Origin of the sequence: Streptomyces sp. PU-14G, from assembly GCF_041028275.1 — a bacterium.
Taxonomy (GTDB): Bacteria; Actinomycetota; Actinomycetes; order Streptomycetales; family Streptomycetaceae; genus Streptomyces.
Window position 1 is genome coordinate 1 of sequence record NZ_JASKYT010000108.1, and the last position, 22,785, is coordinate 22,785.

Genomic DNA, 22,785 nt, shown 5'->3' on the forward strand with positions numbered 1-22,785 from the left:
GCCTCGGCTACAAGTTCGAGCYGYMRGGGCCGCCGGCCACCCGCCCGGCCGTCTTTACGGCTCGAACTTGTAGCCGAGGCCGCGCACCGTCACCAGGTAGCGCGGCGCGCCAGGGTCCGGCTCGATCTTGGCTCTCAGCCGCTTGACGTGGACGTCGAGGGTCTTGGTGTCACCCACGTAGTCGGCGCCCCAGACCCGGTCGATCAGCTGCATCCTGGTCAGCACCCGGCCCGCGTTGCGCAGCAGCATCTCCAGCAGGTCGAACTCCTTGAGCGGCAGATCCACCTTGCCGCCGCCGACGGTGACCACGTGCCGGTCCACGTCCATCCGGACAGGGCCGGCCTCCAGGGCGGCGGGGGTGACCTCCTCCGGCTCACCGCGGCGGCGCAGCACCGCGCGCACGCGGGCGACCAGCTCGCGGGAGGAGAACGGCTTGGTGACGTAGTCGTCGGCACCTATCTCCAGACCGACGACCTTGTCGATCTCGCTGTCCTTGGCCGTCACCATGATCACCGGGACGTTGGAGCGACCGCGCAGCTGGCGGCAGACCTCGGTGCCGGGCAGGCCCGGCAGCATCAGATCGAGCAGCACCAGGTCGGCGCCGTTGCGTTCGAACTCATCGAGCCCCTCGGGACCCGTGGCCGCGATCGCGACCTCGAAGCCTTCCTTGCGGAGCATGTACGACAGTGCGTCGCTGAACGATTCCTCGTCCTCGACGACGAGCACTCGGGTCACGGGAGGACCTCCGGGGCGGAAAGTTGTTCATCAGCCTGGTCGACATACGGCCGCTCCTCCTCGTCGAAGGCGGCCGGTTCCTGCAATGCGCCGGAGAGGCGGTTCCGGCCCAGCCGGTCGGCCTTCTCCAGCGCGGCCTGCTCCCGCCCGCTGCCCGCCTCGGGCAGCCGCAGGGTGAAGGTGGAGCCCTGGCCCTCGGCGCTCCACACCGTGACCTCCCCGCCGTGCGAGGCGGCCACGTGCTTGACGATGGACAGGCCGAGTCCGGTGCCGCCGGTGGCCCGGGACCTGGCCGGATCGACGCGGTAGAAGCGTTCGAAGATCCGGTCCTTGTCGCGCTCCGAGATGCCGATGCCCTGGTCGGTGACGGCGATCTCTATGAGGTCCTCGCCGCCGTCCTGGGTGCGGCGGCCCGCGACCTTGACGCGGGTGCGGGCCGGTGAGTAGTTGACGGCGTTCTCGACGAGGTTGCCGAGGGCCGCGGCGAGCTGGCCCCTGTTCCCCCACACGTGCAGGCCCTCGTTGCCCCCGGCGAGGAGAGTGATCTGCTTGCCCTCGGCGCTGTGCCGGCTGCGCTCGATCGCCTCGGTCACCAGTTCGTCGACGCGCACCGACTCGGAGTCCTCCAGCGGGTCGTCGTTCTGCACCCGCGAGAGATCGATCAGCTCCTGGACCAGGTTGGTCAGCCGCGTGGCCTCGTTCTGCATGCGCCCGGCGAAGCGCTGCACCGCCTCCGGGTCGTCGGAGGCGTCCAGCACCGCCTCCGAGAGGAGGGAGAGCGCACCGACCGGGGTCTTGAGCTCGTGGCTGACGTTCGCGACGAAGTCGCGCCGCACCGCCTCGATCCTGCGGGCCTCCGTCAGGTCCTCCACCAGCAGGAGCACCAGCCGGGAGCCGAGCGGAGCGACCCGCGCGGAGACCGCGAGGGCATCGCCCCTTCCGGTACCGCGCCGGGGCAGGTCCAGCTCGACTTGGCGTATCTCGCCGTCCCGCCGGGTGTCCCGCGCCATCTGGAGCATCGGCTCGATACCGAGCCTGCCGCCGCGCACCAGGCCCAGCGCGTAGGCGGCCGAGCTGGCCTTGACGACGGCGTCGCTCTCGTCCAGCACGACGGCCGAGGAGCGCAGCACCGACAGGACCGTGTCGACGCCCGGGGGAAGCCCGGGGCCGGTGTGCAGCGAGGCGGAGGTACGGGTCGGGCGGGCCTGCTCCCGCTCGCTCCAGCGGAACGCCAGCATCGCGATCACGCCGGTGCACACACCGGCGATCGCTGCTGCCGCGGCGACCGCCGCATTCACGTCCATACAGCCAGGTTATGCGCCACGCCAGACACACCCCCAGCCCAGGAGGGCAAGGCCGCAACAGCTGTCGCCCAGTGTTTACCCGCACGGCGCCTCTGGTTCACCGTGGAGGGCCGAACCGGTCGCATTTCGGGCGCACCGTGAAAGCGTAGGGGCCACCGTGAGGCCCCAGGGGGCACCGGTACCCGGGCCTCCGGTCGAAACAGTGCGAGGGAAGGACAGCCATGCGGGACGCGTACCACGAGGAGCTGGACTCGATCGGGGACAGCCTGGTCGAGATGGCCAGGCTCGTCGGCTCCGCGATCGGGCGCGCCACCACGGCGATGCTGGACGCGGACCTCAAGCTCGCCGAGAGCGTCATCGCCGCCGACGAGAAGGTCGACGACCTCCAGCGCGACCTGGAGACCCGGGCGATACAGCTGCTGGCCCGGCAACAGCCGGTCGCCACCGATCTGCGGATCGTCGTCACCTCGCTGCGGATGAGCGCCGACCTGGAACGCTCGGGGGACCTGGCCCAGCACGTGGCCAAGGTCGCCCGGCTGCGTTACCCGGAGTCCGCCGTACCGCAGGACCTCCAGGCGACGCTCCTGGAGATGGGCCAGCTCGCCCAGCGGCTGATGGCCAAGGCCGCCGAGGTCCTCATCACCAAGGACGTCGACCTGGCCATGCAGCTGGAGCAGGACGACGACGCGATGGACCTGCTGCACCGCACCCTCTTCCAGCACCTGATGGACGACCGTTGGAAGCACGGCATCGAGACGGCCGTGGACGTCACCCTGCTGGGCCGCTACTACGAGCGGTTCGCCGACCACGCGGTGTCGGTCGCGCGCCGCGTCGTCTATCTCGTGACGGGTGACTACGCCGACGAGATCGACCCGGCTCTGGCCGCGGCCACGGGCGGCGCCACGGCGACGAACGGTTCCGCCAAGAGCGCCACGAACGGAGCCGCGAACGGAGCCACGAGCGGAGCCGGGGACGGGGCCGCGAACGGCGGTGGGGCGGCGAGCGGCGCGGCGGCCTCGGGCGAGGGCCGGTGAACGGAGATCCGGCGGGCGGGTGTGCATCCGCGCGCCCTTGATGCGCCCGTGGCGGAGAGGCGTGCAATGAGGAGGTGTCATGCCCGTCCATGACTGCCCCTGCTGAGGAGGGAACGATGGCTGACTCCCCGAAGCCGCTCCGCACCCCGGCCGAACGGCCGCAGACCGCCCCAAGGGAACCGCGGGAGCTCCCCCTGCTGGGGGCGTGCGGCTGCGGTCCCGGCTGCGGATGCGGCTGCCAGTCCGGCGGCGCCTGCTCGTGCGGCGGCTCCTGCGGCTGACCGGACAGCGCGACCGTCCGTACGGAGGCACCTACCGAACAGCGGCGCCGCCCGAACGGCGCGTCCGTCCGCGCGGCAGCGCCCTTCGGACGCCGGAGCGGCGCGAGACCCCCACGGGATACGGGGCGGGGCCCTGACCGGTTCGACAGGTCAGGGCCCCGCCCCCTGCCCGCCGGCCGGCTCGGATCCCGGTGGTGGCGGAGGCGGCGACCAGGGCAGGCGCGCGGTCAGCGTGAAAACGGACCCGTCCGGGCCGAACGCGAGGACGCCGCCCTCGATCTCCAGCCGTTCCCGCAGCCCGGTCAGTCCCGCACCGGCACCGGGGATGCCGGAGCCGCCCCCTCCGGTCGGCAGCGGATTGGTGACGCGCACCGTCAGCCCCTCGCCCTCGGCGCCCCGGACGTGGACGTCGACCGGCTGCCCCGGCGCGTGCTTGCGCGCGTTGGTGAGCCCTTCCTGCACGGCGCGGTAGACGGTGCGCTGGAGCTGGGGGCGCAACGAGTATCCGTCCGCCGTGCGCGCGGGCAGCTCCAGCACCAGGTCGACGGTCTGGCCGGCGCCACGCGCCTCGTCCACCAGGTCACCGAGCCGCTCCAGGTCGGGTTGCGGCCTGGCCCCGTCGGACAGCCTGTCCGGCGCCCCGTCGAGAAGCCCGCCCGGGGCGGGGACGGGAGGCCCGTCCGTGGCGCCGGCGGGCGCCCCTGCCCGGTCCGCGCCGTGCGCCCCTGCCGGTGTGCCGTCCGCGGGTTCCTCCTCGTCCTCGCGCAGGACGTGCAGGACGTCGCGCAGCTCCTCCAGTGCCTGGTGGGCGTTGTCGCGGATGACGGTCGCGCTCCGGGCGATCTCCGTGTCGTCCAGCGCCGCGCCCTCGCCGGCCGCCGTGCGCTGCGCGCGGTAGGCGAGGGCGCCCGCGTGCACGGACAGCAGCGACACCCGGTGCGCCAGCACGTCGTGCATCTCGCGGGCGATGGCCCGGCGCTCGGCGCGCCGCACGTCCGCCAGCCGCCGCGCGTGGTCGGCCCGCGCGCGCTCCGCGTCCTGGCGGAGTCTGAGCACCAGTTGCCGCCGCACCCTGGCGAGGCTGCCCCACGTGAAGAAGAGCAGGTAGTAGACCACCACGAAGGCGGCCACCGTCCAGCGTTCCTCGTGCGGCACCCCGTACAGCAGGACGTAGGGCAGCGTCGCCGCCAGGTGCAGCAGGAGGACGAGAGCGGCGGTGCGGGGCGCGCACCGCAGCGCCAGGTTGAAGATGATGACGGCGAGTGCGCCGAAGACGGTGTCGGTGAGTGCCGCCGCCGGTACGGCGGCCAGCGCGACGCCCAGTGGCCAACGCCGCCGCACCCACAGCGACAGGCACGCGAGCGCGCCCAGCGGCGGGTCCAGCGCCAGCAGCCATCCCGGCAGGTACGTCTTCGCGTCGACCTGGTCGACCAGCGCCAGCCAGCACAGCGCCGCCCATCCGAACAGCGCGACGTCCACCACCCGGTCGCGCGCGCTCCGCCGCGCGCGCCCCCGGCCGGGCGCCCCGCCGGCTGTCAGCTCGCCCGGCAGCAGTCGCCGGGCGAGGTCGGAGGCGCTGTGGCTGGTCATTCTCCGAGCGTATGCGCCCGGCCCGACACCGTCTCCGCAGCGCACTCAGGGTCCCCGCAGCGCGTTCACGGTCCCCGCAGCGCACTCACTGTGCCCGCAAGGCGGGGGGGTGCCCCAGAGGGCTCGCTCAGTGCCCCTTTACTTCTTCTTGCCCTGGTTCTTGACGGCCTCGATGGCGGCCTTGGCGGCTTCCGGGTCGAGGTAGGTGCCGCCCGGGTTGACGGGGTGGAAGTCGGCGTCCAGGTCGTAGGACAGCGGGATGCCGGTGGGGATGTTGAGGCCGGAGATGTCCTCGTCGGAGATGCCGTCCAGGTGCTTGACCAAGGCGCGCAGCGAGTTGCCGTGCGCGGCGACCAGGACGGTCTTGCCGGCCATCAGGTCGGGGATGATGCCGTCGAACCAGTACGGCAGCATCCGCTGGACGACGTCCTTGAGGCACTCCGTGCGGGGCCGCAGCTCGCTGGGGACGCCCGCGTAGCGGGGGTCGTCGCTCTGCGAGAACTCGGCGCCGTCCTCCAGGACGGGCGGCGGCACGTCGTAGGAGCGGCGCCAGAGCATGAACTGCTCCTCGCCGAACTCCTCACGGATCTGCGCCTTGTCCTTGCCCTGGAGCGCACCGTAGTGGCGCTCGTTGAGCCGCCAGGAGCGGCGGACGGGGATCCACAGGCGGTCCGCGGACTCCAGTGCGAGCTGCGCGGTGCGGATGGCGCGCTTCTGCACGGAGGTGTGCAGTACGTCGGGGAGCAGGCCGGCGTCGCTGAGCAGCTCGCCGCCGCGGACCGCCTCCTTCTCGCCCTTCTCGGTGAGGTTGACGTCCACCCAGCCGGTGAACAGGTTCTTGGCGTTCCACTCGCTCTCGCCGTGGCGGAGCAGAATCAGCTTGTACGGTGCTTCGGCCATACCCGGAAGCCTACGCGTCGGCCGGGCGGCGGCGAGCGAGGGTGGGTGCCGGCCTCACCGCCGGGCGGCGAAGTGTGGGGTGCCGCCACATGGGGGGAGGTGGCAGGTTTCCCTAGCGTGCGGCGGCATGGTTCCCCCTTCTTCGTCCCCCTCGGCGTCATCCGACGCCGCGCCGCCCGCCGCCCGCTCGCTGCGGCGGATCGTCGCGGCGAGCCTCGTCGGCACCACGATCGAGTGGTACGACTTCTTCCTCTACGGCTCGGCCGCCGCGCTGGTCTTCAACACGCTGTTCTTCCCGGACTCCGACCCGCTGGTCGGCACGCTGCTGTCGTTCCTCACCTACGCGGTCGGCTTCGCGGCCCGCCCGGTCGGCGCGCTGGTCTTCGGGCACTACGGGGACCGGGTCGGCCGCAAGAAACTGCTGGTCATCAGCCTGCTGATGATGGGCGGGGCCACGTTCGCCATCGGGCTGCTGCCCACGCACGCCACGGTCGGCTCGTTCGCACCCGTGCTGCTGACGGCGCTGCGCCTGGTGCAGGGCTTCGCGCTGGGCGGCGAGTGGGGCGGCGCGGTGCTGCTGGTGTCCGAACACGGGGACGCCCGGCGGCGCGGCTTCTGGGCCTCGTGGCCGCAGACGGGCGCGCCGGCCGGTCAGCTGCTGGCGACCGGTGTGCTGGCGGCGCTCACCGCGCTGCTGACCGACAGCGCGTTCGAGAGCTGGGGGTGGAGGGTGCCGTTCCTGCTGTCCGGCGTGCTGGTGGTCGTCGGGCTGTGGGTGCGGCTCGCGGTGGACGAGTCCCCCGTCTTCAAGGAGGCCAGGGCCCGCGCCGAGGCCCGCAAGCAGCAGACCGACGCCGCGGACGAGGAGCTGCCGCTGCTCGCCGTACTGCGGCACCACTGGCGTGACGTCCTGGTCGCGATGGGCGCCCGCATGGCGGAGAACATCAGCTTCTACGTGCTGACCGCCTTCATCCTCGTCTACCTCACCGACCACCTCGACCTGTCCCAGCAGACCGGCCTGAACGCCGTGCTGCTCGCCTCCGCCGTCCACTTCTGCGTCATCCCCCTGTGGGGCAGCCTCTCGGACCGGGTGGGCCGCCGGCCCGTCTACCTGCTGGGCGCGCTCGGCGTCGGCGCGTGGATCTTCCCGTTCTTCGCGCTGCTCGACACCGGGAACTTCGCCCTGATCGCCCTCGCGGTGACGGTCGGGCTGGTGCTGCACGGGGCGATGTACGCGCCGCAGGCCGCGTTCTTCTCCGAGCTGTTCGCCACCCGGATGCGGTACTCCGGTGCCTCGATCGGTGCGCAGTTCTCGTCGGTGGCCGCCGGCGCGCCCGCGCCGATGATCGCGACCGCGCTGCTGGCCGAGTTCGACGGCTCCGCGATGGTGTCCCTGTACGTGATCGCAGCCGCGCTGCTGACCGTCATCGCCCTGGCGTGCGCGGCAGAGACCCGCCACCGCGACCTGAACGAGGTGGGCGAACCCGGCGGCCCGAACGAGGGGGGCGAGTTCGGCGGCCCGAATGAGGGGGGCGAACCCGGTGGTCCCGCGCGCCAGGGCGCGGCCGGCTCCGGGCGGGGCAGCGGGACCGGCGAGACGGACGCGGCGGCACCCCCGCCCTCAGCCGCCGACGGCTCCCGCCAGCCGGTGGAGCCGTAGCGCGAGCTGCACCTCCAGCGCGCGGTGCGGCGCCTGCCAGTCGTCGCCCAGCAGCCGGGCCACCCTCTCCATCCGCTGGGCGACGGTGTTGACGTGCACGTGCAGCACGTCCTTGGCGCGGACAGGGCTCATCCCGCAGGCGAAGTACGCGTCCATGGTCGCCACCAGGCCGGTGCCGCGCCGCTCGTCGTAGTCGAGAACGGGCCCGAGAGTGCGGCGGACGAAACCCGCGACGTCCCGGGTGTCCGTCAGCAGCAGCCCGAGGAAGCCGAGGTCCGAGGCGGACGCGCCCACGCCGCGCCGGCCGAGCAGGCTGAGCGCGTCCAGGCAGCGACGGGCCTCCGGGTAGGCGGCGGCGACGGACCCTGGGCGGTCGGTGGGGGCGCGTACGGGCGCCGAGGCGCCGACCGTGACGGGGCCGCCCACCGCCCGGCCCAACTCGGCGGCCACCTGCCGTGCGATACGGGAGACGGCCTCCGCACCCCCTGCGCCGGGTGCGGCCTCGGTACCGCCCGCGGGCGCGGGCCGGTCCGGCGGGTCGAGGGGGAGCAGCAGGACGGGGCCGCCGTCGCGGGTGGCGGCCAGGCCGTGCCGGGTGGCGGCGAGGTGTCCTGCGGCCGACCACAGACGCTCCCTGTCCCCTTCGTCGAGGACTCCACCGAGGTCTTCGCCGAGGACCTCGGTGGGAACGAACGGGTCGCGGGTTACGGCGGCGTCCGGTGCGCGGGAACCGGCACCCGCCCCCGCCGAACCGGCGCTCGTCCGCGCCGAACCGGCACCCGTCCCCGCCGAACCGGCGGGCGGGGGGTCGAGGCGGGCGGCGAGCACCGTGTGGGGGACGTCCAGGTCGGCGCCCACACGGGCGGCGCGGTCGCGCAGCAGGTGGGGGTCGCGGTGTGCGGCGTCCAGCAGGTCGTCGAGGAGTTCGCCGCGCACGCGCTGCTCGGCCTCGCCCGCGGAACGGCGCGCGAGCTGGAGCAGCGACGTGACCATCGCCGCGCGCTCCAGGGTGCGCTGGTCCACGGGCGCGAGCTCAGGGTGGCCGTGCAGCACCAGTGCGCCCAGCGGTTCGCCGCCCGCGGTGACGGCGGCCACCCAGGTGTCGTCCTGGCGTACGGCGTGCCCGTCGCGGCGGGAGCGCCCGACGGCGTCCTCCCACACGGCCGCGTCTCCGCGCTCGGCGAACTCGACCGCCCCGCCGAGCACTTCGGCCAGCGCCCTGGTCACGTCGGGAACGCCTCCGCCGCGCAGCACGAGTTCGGTGAGGCGGTCGTGGACGTCGGAGGCGCGGCGGATGGTCGCGTTGACGGCGCGGAGCCCGGCCAGGGCCTGAGTGGTCTCGGTCAGCAACCGGGTGTTGTCGAGGGCGACGGCGGCGTGCGCGGCGAACGAGCGCAGCAGCGCGATCTGTTCCGGTTCGAAGACGCGTTCGCGGCGGTCGGCGGCGTAGAGCACGCCGATCACCTCCCGTCCGCGAAGCAGCAGCGGCACACCCAGGATGGCGACGAGGCCCTCCTCGCCGACGCCGCTGTCGATGGGGCGGGTGTGCTGGAAGCGGGCGTCGCGCGGGTAGTCCTGGGTGGCGTAGGGGCGGGCCGTCTGCGCCACGAGACCGCCCAGCCCCTCGCCCATGCCGAGCCGCAGTTGCTGGAAGCGGGCCGAGACCGATCCCTCGGTGACCCGCATGTAGGTGTCGCCGCGCTCGGGGTCGGTGAGCGTCATGTAGGCGACCTCGGTGCCCAGCAGGCGGCGGGCGCGCTGCACGATCGCCTGGAGCACGTCGTCCACGTCGCGCAGCCCGGCAAGGTCGTGCACCGTCTCGAACAGTGCGGTCAGTTCGGCCTCGCGCCGCCGCCTGCCCTCCAGCTCCGCGCGGATCCGCAGCGCGAGGTGCTTGCCGCGCGCGGCGGCGGAGTCGCCGTCCTCGGCCGGTGCCGCGTGTACCGCCGGATCGTCATACGCCTCGGACGGGGCGCCCCGCGTGAGGAGTTCGAGGTAGCCGAGACAGGCGTCGGCGCGGTCGACGCTGATGGCGGCGGCCTCGTCGGCACCGGCGTCGGCTGGGTCGGCACGGGTGGCGACGTGGTGGTCGGCACTGGCGTCGGCATGGTCGACGCTGGTGGCGGCGTGGTCCGGGTGGCTCGGGCGGCGCATGGGCACAGGGTCAGTGAGCGGTCCAGGCGCCGTCGAGGGGCAGGGCGGAACCCGTCACGAAGGAGGCGGCCGGGGTGCACAGGTAGGCGACCGCCTCGGCGACCTCCTCCACCTCCAGCAGCCGCTTGAGCGCCGAGTCGGCGAGCAGAACGTCGGTGACGACCCGCTCCGGCGGAATACCGTGCGCCTCCGCCTGGTCGGCGATCTGCCGCTCCACCAACGGGGTGCGGACGTAGGCGGGGTTGACGCAGTTGGAGGTCACTCCGTGCTCGGCCGCCTCCAGCGCCGTCGTCTTCGACAGCCCTTCGAGACCGTGTTTGGCCGCCACGTACGCCGACTTGTACGCCGAGGCGCGCAGCCCGTGGACGGACGAGATGTGCACGATCCGCCCCCAGCCCCGCGCGTACATGCCCGGCAGTGCGCCGCGCGTGGTGCGGAACGGGGCCTCCAGCATGAGGGTCAGCATCGTGCGGAACGCCTCGGGCGGGAACTCTTCGATCGGTCGGACGAGTTGCGTGCCCGCCGCGTTGACGAGCACGTCGGCGCCGTCGGCCGCACGCTCGGCGGCGTCCAGCCCGGCGTCCTGCGTCAGGTCGAGGGGGTGGGCCTCCACGGCCTCCGCCGAGGGACCCGCCGTCCGCGCCACCTCCTCGGCGAGCGCCTTCAGCCCCTCCGGGTCCACGTCCACGGCCCGAATTCCGGCCCCGGCCGCCGCCAGACGCAGCGCGCAGGCCCTCCCGATACCGCTGGCCGCACCGGTGACCAGGGCGGTACGGCCGCTCAGGTCGAGTACGACGGCACGGGAGGAGGAGGGGTCCGGCGGGCAGGACGGGTCCTGCGGGGACGACGGGCCCCGCGAGGGCGACGGTGCGGCGGGCTCCTGGGACGCGGACGCGGACGCGGACCCGCATGCGGATGCGGGCCCGGACGCGGACGCGGCGGAAGGTGTCATGACCGCCAGCCTAGGCACCGCCCGAGGCCGCCCGGATGTGGTTCACGTCCACACTTGCCTCAGCTCCGGTGTGTGGCGGGCACGCCCCCGCGGGGCCGCAGGCGCGGGGCAGCACGTCACCCACGGCCCCGGTGGTCTCCCGGCGGCCCGGCCGACGCCGCCCCCGTCGCATAGGCGGCCCCTGCCTGGGTACGCCGGGGGACGGTGATGCCCGCGCTGGGCGCCGCTCGCACCCGGCCGAGCTGCGAAAGGCGGTTATGACCCATGAGTACGACCCTGAAGCCCCCGGCTGACCAGGACCTCCGTCAGGACGCCCGCCAGGACGCCCGCCAGGACATGCGGCGCGAGGCCCCTCAGGATGTGGCGCAGGACGTCCGCCAGGACGGCCACCGGAAGAGGACCTCTGAGGAATCGGTCGGTGAACTGGTCAAGCAGGCCTCGGCGCAGATCTCCGACCTCGCCCGCCAGGAGATGCACCTCGCGCAGGCGGAGATGCAGCAGAAGGGCAAACGCTTCGGCCTGGGCGGCGGCATGTTCGGCGGAGCCGCCCTGTTCGGCTTCGTCGCCCTCCTGGCCGGCACCGCCACCGGCATCGTCGCGCTGAACCTGGTCTGGCCCCTGTGGCTGGCCGCCCTCGTCGTGACCGGCGCCCTGCTGGTCCTGGCGGCCGTGCTCGCCCTCGTGGGCAAGCAGCAGATCAGCAAAGCCACCCCGGCCACGCCCGAACGGGCCGTCGAGAGCATGAAGGCCGACGTGACCGAGATCAAGGAAAGGTCGCACCGATGACCGGCAAGCCCCACAGCCGCGGCGCCACGCCCACCCCCGACGAGCTGCGCGCCCAGGTCGAGGAGACCCGCAGGGAGCTCGGCGAGACCGTCGAGGCGCTGGCCGCACGCGCCGACGTACGTGCCCAGGCGCGGCAGAAGGCCACACAGCTCAAGAGCCAGGCGACGGAGAAGGCCCACACGATGGGGGACAGGATCCAGCATCGGACCCCCCAGCCGGTGCGGGACAAGGCCCACCACGCGGCCGAGATGACCCGCGCCAACCGCGGGCTGCCGCTGGTCGCGGGCGTGGCCGTGCTCGCCGTGCTCCTCGCCGTCCGCAGCAGGAGGCACTGAATGAACACGGCAAAGGTCGCCTACAAGCCGGTCGGTATGGCGCTCGGTGCCGCCAGTGGCGCCATGTCCGGCGCGCTGTTCAAACGGATCTGGAAGGTCACGGGACACGACGAGGACGCCCCCGGCGCCACGGACCAGGACCGCGGCTGGCGTGAGATCCTTCTCGCCGCCGCCCTGCAGGGGGCCATCTTCGCCGCCGTGAAGGCGGCGGTGGACCGCAGCGGCGCGACCACCGTCCACCGCCTGACCGGCACCTGGCCCAGCTGAGCCCAGTCAAGCCCAGGGGCCCCCGCTGAGCGCGGCTGAGTCCAGCTCAGCCCCGTGGGGCCACGGCTCCCGAGTCGGCCCTCTTGCCTGAACAGGACAAGAGGGCCGGCTCATGCGGCTGTCCGCCGCCTCGTGCGCAGGCGGCGGACAGCCGATTCACCGCACCCCCCGGATTGAATACACGGGGGCGGTACTCCCGAGGGGGCGGAGCTCTGTGTCAGCGGTCAGGCTTGTCGCCCCGGCACGTCACACGGGCACCGCGCTCCGTCCGGGGACCGCCGCCCGCTGCCGTACGGAGGCGGGACGACGGGCGGCCGAGCAGTGCGCAGCGGTACCGGCCGCCGCAGGACCGCTCGCCTTCCGGGGCGCGACCAGGGGCCGCCCCTGGTCGTCGCCCGCCTCCCCGCCCGCCGGCGTCCCGCTCTGCGCGAGGTACCTGCGCCACGAGCCGACCCCCAGCACGACCCCGACGGCGAGGGCGAGGGCGGCCAGCACGTCGACCGCCAGGGCACCGGGCCGACGCCCCCCATCGGACGGCCCGCGCCCCTCGTCCACGGCGCCGCCGCCCCGACGGATACGCCGACTCCGCTCCGCACCCTCGCCTTGTGCCTCGCCCACTGCTCTCACCTGCCTCGTCACCGCTGCTCGCCGGCCGGCCGTCGTCCCGTCCGTCTCTCCCGGACCCGAGCCGCACCAGCCCGTCTACAGGTGTGATGCGGCCGTCGGCACAAAAGTTCACGGCGTTTTCTGGCTGTTTCGAAGAAGCTGAGAAAACTGAGCCGGGAGGGCGGCAGGCCGCTGCTCGCGCTGTCGGAGACGTGGCGCGCCCGTCAGGCGTTACCGCTCCGGCTTCTGCGTCAGGTGCGTGAACGCCTCCAGGTTGCGGGTCGACTCGCCCCGCGCGGTGCGCCACGCGTACTCCTTCTTGATGGCGGTGGCGAAGCCCATTTCCAGGAGGGTGTTGAACGAGCCGTCGGCGTTCTCCAGGACGCTGCCGAGGAGGCGGTCGACCTCGTCGGGGGTGACGGAGGCCAGCGGCAGACGTCCCGCGAGGTAGATGTCGCCGTGCTGGTCGACGGCGTAGGCGACGCCGTAGAGCCTGGTGTTGCGCTCCAGCAGCCAACGGTGGACCGCCGCGTGGTTCTCGTCCGGGTTGCGGACGACGAAGGCGTTGACCGACAGCGAGTGGGCGCCGACGGCCAGCGAGCAGGTGGTCTGGAGTTTGCGGGTGCCAGGGAGGGTGACGACGTAGGTGCCCTCCGCCGGGCTCTCCCACTCCAGCTCGGCGTCCGTCAGCGTCTGCTCGATCGTCGCCCTGGCGGCGGCAGCAACCTCACCCATGCGGCGATCGTAGGCGACGGCGCCGTTCCTGCGACGCGGCGGCGTACACCTCGGCGGTGGCCTCGGCCGCCGCGCCCCAGCCGAAGTTCTGGGCGTGGGCGGCAGCCGCGTCACCGAGCCGGTCGGTCAGCGCGGGGTCGTCGAGGAAACGGCGCAGGGCCCGGGCGTAGCCGGCGGGCTCGTGGCCTTCGACGAGGAAGCCGCTGGTGCCGTCCCGCACGACGACGGGCAGCCCTCCCACGGCGGCGGCGACCACGGGCGTGCCGCAGGCCTGGGCCTCGGCGGCCACGAGGCCGAAGGACTCGCTGTAGGACGGCATCACCAGCACCGACGCGGCCCGGTACCAGTCGGCGAGCTGTTCCTGGCCGACCGGCGGGCGGAAGTGCACCAGGTCGGCGATGCCGAGGCGGGCCGCCAGTTTCTGCAAACCCTCGGGCTTGGCCAGGCCGCTGCCGCTGGGTCCGCCCACGACGGGGACGATCATGCGACCGCGCAGCGACGGGTCCTCGTCCACCAGCAGGGCGGCGGCGCGCAGCAGCACGTCGGGGGCCTTGAGGGGCTGTATGCGTCCGGCGAAGAGGGGGATGAAGGCGTCGGGGGGCAGCCCGAGGCGGGCCCGCGCCGCCCTCCGGGCGCCCGAGGGGCGGAAGCGGTCGAGGTTGACGCCGGGGTGGACGACGGCGGTGCGCTCCGCCGGTGCCTCGTAGTGGTGCATCAACTCGCCCGCCTCTTCCGCCGTGTTGGCGATGAGACGGTCCGCGGCGCGCACGATCTGGGTCTCCCCGATGACGCGGGCGGCCGGTTCGGGCGTGTCGCCTTCGGCGAGCGCGGCGTTCTTGACCTTGGCCATGGTGTGCATGGCGTGCACCAGGGGGACGCCCCAGCGCTGTGCCGCCAGCCAGCCGACGTGCCCGGAGAGCCAGTAGTGGGAGTGCACCAGGTCGTAGTAGCCGGGCCGGTGCCCCGCCCACACCTGCATCACGCCGTGGGTGAAGGCGCACAGCTGCGCGGGCAGCTCCTCCTTGGACAGCCCCTCGTAGGGGCCCGCGTCGATGTGCCGGACGAGCACGCCGGGTACCAGCTCGACGGTGGGTTCGAGCGCCCCTGTCGTGGCCCGCGTGAAGATCTCCACCTCGGTGCCCTGCGCCGCGAGCTGCCTGGCCAGCTCCACGATGTAGACGTTCATGCCGCCCGCGTCTCCGGTGCCCGGCTGGTGCAGCGGGGAGGTGTGGACGCTGAGCATGGCCACCCGGCGGACGCGGCGGGCCGCCCCGGGAAGACGGAGCAGCGCGCCCCTGGGCTGGTACGCCCGGGACGGGTGACTGCCGCGCCGCTGACCGAGCCGGGACACGTAATGGCTCACGGTGCCGATGCCTCCTGGGGTGCGGACGTCCTCACGGTGCGGAGCCGGGTATCGCGGGCCCTCGACGGGAAACAGCGCAAAGGTTGCCCCGTCTTCCCACTTTGCCGAATCGTGACCGAAGGTGCCTGGCGCGGCTCCCTCGTATGCTCGTGCCATGCCCGCACGTCCCCCCGCACCGTCCCGCCCCCTCGGCACGGTCACGCGCGGGACGACGAACCCGAACCGGCTGCGCCGGATGGACCGGTGGATCGCCGCCGCACACGGCCCGGTGCTGCGCCGCTCCCTCCCCCGCCCCACCGCCGTCGACCTGGGCTACGGGGCGGCGCCCTGGACCGCGGTCGAACTGCTGGAGAGGCTGCGGACGGTGCGCGGGGACGTACACGTCCTCGGCGTGGAGATCGACCCCGAGCGGGTCGCCGCCGCACGCCCGTACGCGCGCGAGGGGCTGGCGTTCGTACGGGGCGGCTTCGAGCTGCCCGTGGGCGGCGCCACCGGTGGCTCAGGTGGCGGTCTGAGCCTGATCCGCGCCGCGAACGTGCTCCGCCAGTACCCGGAGGCCGATGTCGCCCCCGCGTGGGCACGGCTGTGCGAGCGGCTCGCCCCTGACGGCCTGCTGGTGGAAGGCACCTGCGACGAGATCGGCCGCCGCCACGTGTGGGTCGCGCTCGGCCCCGAAGGGCCGCGCACGGTCACCTTCGCGGCCCGCCTCGCCACCCTCGACACCCCCTCGGACCTGGCCGAACGCCTCCCCAAGGCGCTCATCCACCGCAACGTGCCCGGCGAGCCCGTGCACGCGTTCCTGCGCGACTTCGACCGCGCCTGGTCGGCCGCCGCCCCCTACGGCGCACTCGGTGCCCGCCAGCGCTGGATACGCGCCGCGCACGCGCTGAGCGCCGACTGGCCGGTGACCGACGGCCCGCGCCGCTGGCGCCAGGGCGAGCTCACCGTGCGCTGGCACGCGCTCGCCCCACGGCACACGGCTTCGCCGAACTGACCGGCACACGTCCCCCTCTGCCGCACGGCACCGCTGAGCCGACCCGACCGGACGCCACCCCCACACGGCACCGCTGAGCCGACCCGACCGGACGCCACCCCCACACGGCACCGCTGAACCCGACCCGACCGGACGCCACCCCCGCGGGTCGCCGCTCCGCCGAGCCGGGCCGGACGCCACCCCCKSGCACCCCACGGCGCACGGTGCCGCACCGCTCGGCTGACTCGGCCCCGCACCACGGGCGCCACCGCACCGCCGGGCGCCGCCGCACCGCCGAGTCGTGCCGCACCGCCAGGCGCCACCGCGCCACGGGCGCCACCGCACCGCCGAGTGGTGCCGCACCGCCAGGCGCCACCGCACCACGGGCGCCACCGCACCGCCAGGCGCCTCCGCACCGCCGGGCGGCGCCAGGGCTGCCCGTCCCGCCTCCGGGGCGCCCCACCCCGCGCTCCGCGCGGTTCCGCACGCGGACCGCGCCCGCTTGACGCGGGCTATTCACTCAGAGAATAGTGAGGGCATGTCGACCGCAGCGCACGTGCTGCTCGCCCTGCTCGCCGCCGGGCCGCTGCACGGGTATGACCTGAAGAAGGCCCACGATCTCCGCTTCCCCCGGGCGAAACCGCTGGCCTTCGGACAGGTGTACGCCACGCTGGGCCGACTGGAGCGGGACGGCCTGGTCGAACAGGCCGAGACCAGCCGCGAAGGCGGCCCGGACCGCACCAGGTACGCCCTGACCGCCACCGGACGCCAGGAGCTGGAGACCTGGCTGGCCACAGTCGAGACCCCGGCCCCCTACGTCGCCTCCGACCTGCTCGCCAAGGTCGTCGTCGCCCTCCTGGTCGCCGACCCCGAGCAGGCCCGCGGCTACCTGACCGCGCAACGGCGGGCCCACAGCGAACGGCTGCGCGAACTGACCGCCCTCAAGGCGGACCCGGCGACCCCTCTCCCCGACCTCGTCGCCGCGGACTTCGCCCTCACCCACCTCGACGCCGATCTGCGCTGGATGCGCACCACGCTGGAACGCGTCGCCGACCTCCACCAGGAGATCCACTCATGACACGCACGAGCGGCACGGCAGTCCTGCGGGCGCGGGGAGTCGTGAAGTCCTACGGTCCCACGCCCGCCCTCCGCGGCATCGACCTCGACCTCGCCGAGCGCGAGCTTCTGGCCGTGACGGGACCGAGCGGCTCCGGCAAGTCCACACTGCTGCACTGCCTGGCCGGCATCCTGCGCCCCGACGCCGGCGAGATCACCTACGCGGACCGCGCACTGGGCGGCTGCTCGGAGGCCGAGCGGTCCCGGCTGCGGCGCACCGAGTTCGGAGTCCTGTTCCAGTTCGGGCAGCTTGTCCCCGAACTCACCGCGGCCGAGAACGCGGCACTGCCGCTCCTGCTGAGCGGCAGCAGCCGCAAGGAAGCCCGCACCGCCGCGCTGGACTGGCTGGGCCGCCTCGGCGTCGCCGACGTGGCCGACGTACGCCCCGCCCAGATGTCCGGCGGTCAGCAGCAACTGTGCGCTGCCGCGCGGGCCCTGGTCACCGGCCCACGGGTGCTGTTCGCCGACGAGCCCACCGGCGCCCTCGACCAGCTCGCCGGGGAGAAGCTGCTCGGACACCTGGTGCGGGCCGCACGCGACCAGGGCACCAGCGTCGTCCTGGTCACCCACGCCCCCGGCGTCGCCGCCTACGCCGACCGCGAACTCGCCCTCTACGACGGCGCGACGGACGCCACAGGGCTCGGCGCCGGGCAGCGGATCGGGGCCCCGCGATGAGCGCCGCCGTCCTCGGCATGCGCCCGGCCACCCTGGCCCGGCTCGCGGTCGCCGGGACCCGCACCGACGCGCTGCGGGTCACCCTCACCGCCCTCAGCGCGCTGCTGGGCACCCTCGCGCTGCTCGCCGCGCTCACCGTCGCGGCCATCCCCACCCCCGTGGGCACGGTGGACGGCTCCGCTTCCTGGTCGCAGCAGTACACCAGTGCCCTGCTGCGGGAGCCGGGGCTGCGGCCCGGTGTCGCCTCGGCCCTCGTCCTGCTGACCCTGCCGGTGCTGGCGCTCGCCGGCCAGTGCGCCAGGATCGGCGCCCCGGCGCGCGACCGGCGCCTGGCAGCGCTGCGCCTGGCCGGAGCCACCCCCCGCCAGTGCACCGCCGTCGTCGCGGCGGAGACGGGCGCTGCCGCCCTGCTGGGCACCGTCGCCGGGTTCGCCGGCTACTTCGCGCTGCGCGCGGCGCTGGACAGGCCGGACGCCCGAGGCAGGCTCCCCCTGCCCACCGACGTCCTGCCGCACCCCGCCGCGCAGGCCGCCGTCCTGCTGGGTCTTCCGCTGCTCAGCGCCCTCACCTCGGCGTTTCTGACGCGCCGGGTCACCGTCGACCCCCTCGGCGTGACCCGCCACGCACGTACCCGGGCCCCTCGGCCGTGGCCCGTCCTCCTCCTCGGGCTCGGCATCGCGGCCGTCGTCACGGGCAACGCCCTGACGGCCGGAAAGGTCTCACCACTGGCCGAGGCCGCGCCCAGGCTGCTCCTCGCGGTCGGCGGCCTGTGCGCGCTGCTCGGCGTGGTCCTGGGCACCGGATGGCTCTCCGTCGCGGCAGGCCGGACACTCCACCGCTTCGCCCGCAGTGCACCGGCCCTGCTCGCCTCCCGGCAGCTGACGGCCGACCCCTGGCGCGGCAGCCGGACCCTGGCCGCCTTCCTGGCCTGCGTGACCTGCGGCGCCGGTGCCGCGGCGGTGCGGGCCTTCTTCCTGACGAGCGAGCAGGCCGAGGCCGCGTGGGCACGCCGTTACGCCGAGGCCACCGGCGAGAGCGGGCGCGACGTCGCGACGTGGGACCCCTTCTACCTGGACGCGATGAACCTCGTCGACCTCGCCGTCGTCACCGCCTTGGTGATCGCCGCGTGCGGGCTGCTCGTCGCGCTCGCCGAGAGCGTGGCGGCCCGCCACCGCGTCCACACGGCCCTGGTCGCCTCCGGAGTCCCGCGCGGCGTACTCGTCCGGGCGGGCCTGTGGCGGACGCTGGCCCCGGCCGTGCCCGCCGTCCTCCTCGCCCTCGCCACCGGCACCGCGCTGGGCCGGGGCGCCGTCGGCACGCGCGTCGCCACCGGCAGCTTCCGAGGCCGCGTGTGCACGGCCGCGGACGGCTGCCCCGACGGCCTGACCCATGCCAACAGCACGCCCGTCACCGTCCCCGAGGTCGTCCGCACCACGCCAGTGCCCTGGAGCGAACTCGCCCTCTACGGCGTCGGAGCGCTGACCGCACTCCTCGTGGTGACGGCCGCTGCCCTGCTGCTCCTACGCGGCGCCCGCGGTGCCGTACGGGCCGAGGAGCTGCGCACCGGCTGATCACGCCCGGGGGCCGCCCGCAGACCGGGGAGCCCAGTGGTGGCCGAAGGCGAAGCGGGCGGCCTCCACCTCGTGGCGCTGATCGGCGTGGAGCACACCGAGCGCGTAGGCGGTGGCGGGGGCGATACGCGGCGTCGCGGCGGCCGAGGCTGCCGCCGCCGCGGCGGCGGACGCCTGCCGGTGCCGCTCCAGCGCCTCCCCCGCCGACCGCATCCGCCCCTCCGGCTCGGCCTGGGCGCCCAGCACCTCCTCGGCGTACCGGCACAGCCGCAGCAGCACTCGCACCTGCTCCCACGCCGCGTCCTGCCGGACCTCGGTGGCCAGCGACCGCGCGAGCCCCTCCGCGTTGTACGGCGCACCCGCACGGGACAACGGGAGCGCGGCGACGGCGTCGGCGAGCTGCCGGCGTGCCTGCTCGGCCAGCGGTTCGAGAACCGTCACGGCAGGCAGGCCGACCCGCGCCTCGTCCGCGCGGAACGGCGCCTCCGACGCCAGCAGCGCCACCGCGTCAGCGACGGCGTGGAAGCGGGCGGAGCCCAGCGCCTGGAGCGCCGCCGAGTGGGCGCGCGTCCTGGCCAGGGTCAGCTGCCGTTCCAGCAGCGCGCCCGCGCGGGCCGCGCCCACCGGCAGTGCGCTCTTCTCCCGCGCCGCCGCCCCGCCCCGGCTTCCTGCCCGCCCGGCCGGCTCGGCAGCCCTGCCCTCGGTGCCCGGCCCTGCGGCGCCCTCCACCGACGCCGCGGGGCCGGCCAGCCGGTGCAGTGCGCCCAGCAGCCGCTCCAGACGCGCCGCATACGCGTGCTCGCGGCCCAACGTGCCGGCCAGCCAGCTCAGTTCCGTACGCAGGCCGTCAGCCCACACCGCGTCGAGCAGCGGCCGGTAGGTGAACAGCGCACCGCCCAGACGGCGCGCCGCCGCGCGGAGGCCGTCCACGGCCGGCTCCGCACCGTCTCGCTCCGGACCGTCCCGCTCCGCACCGTCCCGCTCCGGGCCGGCTGCGTCGTCGGGGCCTGCCCCGCCGCCGGAACCGCCCCCTCCCCGAGCGGGCGCGCGCAGCGCGCGCAGGAACTCCGCTGCCCGCCCGTGCAGATAGTCTCCGAGCACCTCGGCAGCGCTGCCCGCCACCACCGGGACCGTCCCGGCCTCCGCCGCGTCACGCGTCACGGGCTCGACCACCATGTCCCGGCTCCGTCCGGCCATCACGTCCCCTTCCCCGCACCACGCGAGCGCCCCGCCGCGCACGAGCGCCGCTCCCCCGCACCACGCGAGCGCCCCGCCTCGCACGGCCGCCCCTTCCCCGCACCGTGGGAGCGTCCGCGCGTCCGGGGGTTCATGTCGCCACCGTCGGGCCGCGCTTGCGGCGCCGGCCCTCGATCAGCAGCTCCTGGACGTTCGGCAGCGGCTGCCCGTCCCCCTCGGCCGCCTGCGCATGGCGCGTCCACGCACCGTCGGGCCCCAGATGCCACGACGCGGTCGAGTCCGCCATGCCCCGGGCCAGCAGCCGGTTCAACGACGCCCGGTGCGAGGGATCGGTCACCCGCACCAGCGCCTCGATCCGCCGGTCCAGGTTGCGGTGCATCATGTCGGCGCTGCCGAGCCACACCTCGGGATCGCCGCCTCCCGCGAAGCTGAAGACGCGGGAGTGCTCCAGGAACCGGCCCAGCACGCTGCGCACTCTGATGTTGTCGCTGAGCCCCGGCACGCCGGGGCGCAGCGCGCAGATGCCGCGCACCCACACGTCGACCGGCACGCCCGCCATGGAAGCCCGGTACAGCGCGTCGCACACCGCCTCGTCCACGATGGAGTTGACCTTGATCCGCACGTACGCCTCACGGCCGGCCCTGTGGTGGGTGATCTCCTTCTGGACGCGGGAGACCAGCCCGTCCCGCACCGAGTGCGGGGCGACCAGCAGCCGCCGGTACGTCTCCCGCCGCGAGTAGCCCGACAGCCGGTTGAACAGGTCCGACAGGTCGGCGCCCACCTGCTGGTCCGCGGTCAGCAGCCCCAGGTCCTCGTACAGCCGCGCCGTCTTCGGGTGGTAGTTGCCGGTGCCGACGTGCGCGTACCGGCGCAGCACCTCGCCCTCCTGCCGCACCACCAGCGACAGCTTGCAGTGCGTCTTGAGCCCCACCAGGCCGTAGACGACGTGGCATCCCGCCTCTTCCAGCTTCCGCGCCCACTTGATGTTGGCCTGCTCGTCGAAGCGGGCCTTGAGCTCCACCAGGACCAGCACCTGCTTGCCCGACTCGGCCGCGTCGATCAGCGCGTCCACGATCGGGGAGTCGCCCGACGTGCGGTACAGCGTCTGCTTGATCGCCAGCACGCCCGGATCGGCCGCGGCCTGCTCCAGGAAGGCCTGCACAGACGTGGAGAACGAGTCGTAGGGGTGGTGCAGCAGCACGTCCCGTTCGCGCAGCGCGGCGAAGATGTCGGGGGCCGACGCCGACTCCACCTCCGCCAGGTCCCGGTGCGTTCCCGCCACGAACTTCGGATACTTCAGCTCCGGCCGGTCCATCGCCGAGGCGATGCCCGAGAGGCCCGTCAGGTCCAGCGGGCCCGGCAGCGGATACACCTCCGCCTCGCCGACCTTCAACTCCCGCACCAGCAGGTCGAGCACGTACGGGTCGATGGACTCCTCGACCTCCAGCCGGACCGGAGGGCCGAAGCGGCGCCGCATCAACTCCTTCTCCAGCGCCTGGAGGAGGTTTTCCGCGTCGTCCTCCTCCACCTCCAGGTCCTCGTTCCGCGTCACTCGGAACATGTGGTGCGCCAGCACCTCCATCCCGGGGAAAAGCTCCTCCAGGTGCGCGGCGATGACGTCTTCGAGCGGCACGTAACGGTGCGGCGAGGCCTCCAGGAACCGCGGCAGCAGCGGCGGCACCTTCACCCGTGCGAAGTGCTGGTGCCCGCTGACGGGGTTGCGGACGACCACCGCCAGGTTCAACGACAGACCCGAGATGTAGGGGAAGGGGTGCGCGGGGTCCACCGCCAACGGCGTGAGCACCGGGTAGATCTGCTGCCGGAACATGCTGAACAGCCGCGCCTGCTCCTTCTCCGTCAGCTCGGCCCAGCGGATCAGGTGCAGCCCCTCCTGCGCCAGCGCCGGCGCCACGTCCTGCTGGTAGCACGCGGCGTGGCGTGCCATCAGCTCGCGGGACCGGTTCCAGATCCCCTCCAGCACCTCGCGCGGCTGGAGCCCCGACGCGCTCCGGGTCGCCACACCGGTCGCTATCCGCCGCTTGAGCCCCGCGACCCGCACCATGAAGAACTCGTCCAGGTTGCTCGCGAAGATCGCCAGGAAGTTCGCCCGTTCGAGCAGCGGTGTCCGCGGGTCCTCCGCCAGTTCGAGCACCCGCTCGTTGAACGCGAGCCAGCTGCGTTCGCGGTCCAGGAACCGGTCGCTGGGCAGGTCGGCGGCGGTGTGCGCCGGGTGGCCGCTGCCGTCCTCGAAACTGTCGACGTCCGAGTCGATGTCCGGGTCAAGGCCCAGGTCGGGGCCCGCGCCGGGAACGTTGCTGGGGCGGTGCGGTTGCTGGGTCATACCGCCATTGTCGATGCTCTTCACGAGGATGAGGCGGGGCATTTCGCGAGCCTCGCAAGAGAGTTTGAATCGCTGGTTACGTCCACATGGCAACCCAGGGCGCCCCCGGTTACCCCCGGGTTCCCGGGCCGCCTCTGCCTGCGCGCGGGCGGCGACCACCGCCCCGCGCCCCCCGGCAGGGCCGCCGGGAAGAGGGGAGCAGGGCGGGTG

20 protein-coding genes are annotated in these 22,785 nt (G+C 74.1%); 9 read left to right on the forward strand and 11 right to left on the reverse strand.

All coding sequences use genetic code 11. From position 1 onward, the window contains the following. Positions 1–54: 54 nt before the first annotated feature. Together AB8Z75_RS15180 and AB8Z75_RS15185 are read right to left on the reverse strand one after the other, a co-directional pair. Positions 55–735 carry a response regulator transcription factor gene (locus AB8Z75_RS15180; protein WP_114024325.1) on the reverse strand — a complete coding sequence of 227 codons (681 nt, stop codon included), beginning with the start codon at positions 733–735 and terminating at the stop codon, positions 55–57. After that, positions 732–2,039, reverse strand: coding sequence for a sensor histidine kinase (locus tag AB8Z75_RS15185; RefSeq protein WP_369202149.1), 1,308 nt, complete (start codon positions 2,037–2,039; stop codon positions 732–734). The genes AB8Z75_RS15180 and AB8Z75_RS15185 overlap by 4 nt, the downstream gene beginning before the upstream one ends. A 221-nt stretch (positions 2,040–2,260) precedes the next feature. On the opposite strand from AB8Z75_RS15185, the gene phoU reads away from it, so the two are divergent. Then, entirely contained in the window at positions 2,261–3,073 is an 813-nt protein-coding gene (phoU, locus tag AB8Z75_RS15190; RefSeq protein WP_369202151.1) for a phosphate signaling complex protein PhoU, read from the forward strand. A 431-nt stretch (positions 3,074–3,504) separates the two neighbouring features. Here the strand turns inward: phoU and AB8Z75_RS15195 are convergent, their stop codons facing one another. Both AB8Z75_RS15195 and AB8Z75_RS15200 read right to left on the reverse strand, forming a co-directional pair. After that, complete coding sequence (locus AB8Z75_RS15195) at positions 3,505–4,944, reverse strand: sensor histidine kinase (RefSeq protein WP_369202152.1); 1,440 nt, start codon at positions 4,942–4,944, stop codon at positions 3,505–3,507. Between the two features lie 138 nt (positions 4,945–5,082). Next, positions 5,083–5,844 (reverse strand): phosphoglyceromutase, encoded by a 762-nt coding sequence (locus AB8Z75_RS15200; RefSeq protein WP_369202154.1) that lies wholly within the window; start codon positions 5,842–5,844, stop codon positions 5,083–5,085. Positions 5,845–5,971: 127 nt separating this feature from the next. Between AB8Z75_RS15200 and AB8Z75_RS15205 the strand changes: the two genes are divergently transcribed. Further along, a complete protein-coding gene (locus AB8Z75_RS15205) occupies positions 5,972–7,504 on the forward strand; it encodes an MFS transporter (protein ID WP_369202156.1) in 1,533 nt (510 codons plus the stop codon). Here AB8Z75_RS15205 and AB8Z75_RS15210 read toward each other — a convergent pair. Continuing rightward, on the reverse strand, positions 7,466–9,658 hold the full coding sequence (locus AB8Z75_RS15210; RefSeq protein WP_369202158.1) for a helix-turn-helix domain-containing protein: 2,193 nt from the start codon (positions 9,656–9,658) through the stop codon (positions 7,466–7,468). The two genes, AB8Z75_RS15205 and AB8Z75_RS15210, sit on opposite strands and share 39 nt — an antisense overlap. Before the next feature lie 10 nt (positions 9,659–9,668). Continuing rightward, positions 9,669–10,610: a 3-hydroxybutyrate dehydrogenase gene (locus tag AB8Z75_RS15215; protein ID WP_369202160.1), complete on the reverse strand. Its 942-nt coding sequence runs from the start codon at positions 10,608–10,610 to the stop codon at positions 9,669–9,671. A 264-nt stretch (positions 10,611–10,874) separates the two neighbouring features. Here AB8Z75_RS15215 and AB8Z75_RS15220 point away from each other — a divergent pair, with 264 nt between their 5' ends. The 3 genes from AB8Z75_RS15220 to AB8Z75_RS15230 are packed head-to-tail and all read left to right on the forward strand — an operon-like array spanning position 10,875 to position 11,998. Continuing rightward, the gene (locus AB8Z75_RS15220) at positions 10,875–11,396 is read left to right on the forward strand and encodes a phage holin family protein (RefSeq protein ID WP_369202162.1); all 522 of its coding nucleotides are present in this window, start codon (positions 10,875–10,877) and stop codon (positions 11,394–11,396) included. Next, on the forward strand, positions 11,393–11,731 hold the full coding sequence (locus AB8Z75_RS15225; RefSeq protein WP_369202164.1) for a DUF3618 domain-containing protein: 339 nt from the start codon (positions 11,393–11,395) through the stop codon (positions 11,729–11,731). The genes AB8Z75_RS15220 and AB8Z75_RS15225 overlap by 4 nt, the downstream gene beginning before the upstream one ends. Then, positions 11,732–11,998, forward strand: a complete 267-nt coding sequence (locus tag AB8Z75_RS15230; protein ID WP_242751840.1) for a DUF4235 domain-containing protein — start codon at positions 11,732–11,734, stop codon at positions 11,996–11,998. Positions 11,999–12,244: 246 nt separating this feature from the next. Here AB8Z75_RS15230 and AB8Z75_RS15235 read toward each other — a convergent pair whose 3' ends face one another. The 3 genes from AB8Z75_RS15235 to mshA form a co-directional block, all read right to left on the reverse strand. Beyond that, on the reverse strand, positions 12,245–12,616 hold the full coding sequence (locus AB8Z75_RS15235; RefSeq protein ID WP_369202166.1) for a hypothetical protein: 372 nt from the start codon (positions 12,614–12,616) through the stop codon (positions 12,245–12,247). 219 nt (positions 12,617–12,835) lie between these two features. Further along, positions 12,836–13,339 (reverse strand): YbjN domain-containing protein, encoded by a 504-nt coding sequence (locus AB8Z75_RS15240; RefSeq protein ID WP_369202168.1) that lies wholly within the window; start codon positions 13,337–13,339, stop codon positions 12,836–12,838. Beyond that, entirely contained in the window at positions 13,332–14,702 is a 1,371-nt protein-coding gene (gene mshA, locus AB8Z75_RS15245) for a D-inositol-3-phosphate glycosyltransferase (RefSeq protein WP_369202170.1), read from the reverse strand. The genes AB8Z75_RS15240 and mshA overlap by 8 nt, the downstream gene beginning before the upstream one ends. A gap of 154 nt (positions 14,703–14,856) precedes the next feature. On the opposite strand from mshA, the gene AB8Z75_RS15250 reads away from it, so the two are divergent. From AB8Z75_RS15250 to AB8Z75_RS15265, 4 genes are all read left to right on the forward strand, one after another. Further along, on the forward strand, positions 14,857–15,696 hold the full coding sequence (locus tag AB8Z75_RS15250; RefSeq protein WP_369202172.1) for a class I SAM-dependent methyltransferase: 840 nt from the start codon (positions 14,857–14,859) through the stop codon (positions 15,694–15,696). Positions 15,697–16,213: 517 nt separating this feature from the next. After that, entirely contained in the window at positions 16,214–16,753 is a 540-nt protein-coding gene (locus AB8Z75_RS15255) for a PadR family transcriptional regulator (protein ID WP_369202174.1), read from the forward strand. Then, on the forward strand, positions 16,750–17,466 hold the full coding sequence (locus tag AB8Z75_RS15260; protein WP_369202176.1) for an ABC transporter ATP-binding protein: 717 nt from the start codon (positions 16,750–16,752) through the stop codon (positions 17,464–17,466). The genes AB8Z75_RS15255 and AB8Z75_RS15260 overlap by 4 nt, the downstream gene beginning before the upstream one ends. After that, positions 17,463–19,037: an FtsX-like permease family protein gene (locus tag AB8Z75_RS15265; protein WP_369202178.1), complete on the forward strand. Its 1,575-nt coding sequence runs from the start codon at positions 17,463–17,465 to the stop codon at positions 19,035–19,037. The genes AB8Z75_RS15260 and AB8Z75_RS15265 overlap by 4 nt, the downstream gene beginning before the upstream one ends. On the opposite strand, the gene AB8Z75_RS15270 is transcribed toward AB8Z75_RS15265, so the two are convergent. Beyond that, the gene (locus AB8Z75_RS15270; RefSeq protein WP_369202180.1) at positions 19,038–20,234 is read right to left on the reverse strand and encodes a CHAD domain-containing protein; all 1,197 of its coding nucleotides are present in this window, start codon (positions 20,232–20,234) and stop codon (positions 19,038–19,040) included. A gap of 130 nt (positions 20,235–20,364) precedes the next feature. After that, on the reverse strand, positions 20,365–22,575 hold the full coding sequence (locus AB8Z75_RS15275) for an RNA degradosome polyphosphate kinase (RefSeq protein ID WP_369202182.1): 2,211 nt from the start codon (positions 22,573–22,575) through the stop codon (positions 20,365–20,367). Positions 22,576–22,785: the final 210 nt, after the last annotated feature.